The organism is uncultured Microbulbifer sp. (genome assembly GCF_947489355.1).
GTDB lineage: Bacteria > Pseudomonadota > Gammaproteobacteria > Pseudomonadales > Cellvibrionaceae > Microbulbifer.
The window spans coordinates 1-353 of record NZ_CANLDD010000209.1; the positions used below are offsets into that span (position 1 = coordinate 1).

The window sequence follows — 353 nt, forward strand, 5'->3', positions numbered from 1 at the left end:
GAGATGGAACACTTGGAAGAGCTACAGCGCCCCTGTGTGCTGCACTGGGATATGAGTCACTTTGTCGTGCTCAAATCGGTACAGCGTAACAAGGTGACCATCCATGACCCCGCAGTGGGGGAGCGGGTGCTGACATGGGAGGAGTTCGGCCAGCACTTTACTGGCGTTGCCCTGGAGCTTACGCCAACGGATGAATTCCAATCGGGGGAAGACCGCCAGCGCCTGAAACTCAGCCATTTCTGGTCGCGTATCAGCGGGTTAAAGCGCAGCTTGATACAGGTGCTGCTGCTGTCTCTGCTGCTTCAGCTGTTTGCCGTGGTTACGCCATTTTATATGCAAACGGTGGTGGATGA

1 protein-coding gene is annotated in these 353 nt (G+C 55.5%); it reads left to right on the forward strand.

Translation table 11 applies throughout. From position 1 onward, the window contains the following. Positions 1-353: cysteine peptidase family C39 domain-containing protein (locus Q1A48_RS21490; RefSeq protein WP_299948928.1), on the forward strand; the 353-nt coding region annotated here is incomplete at both ends.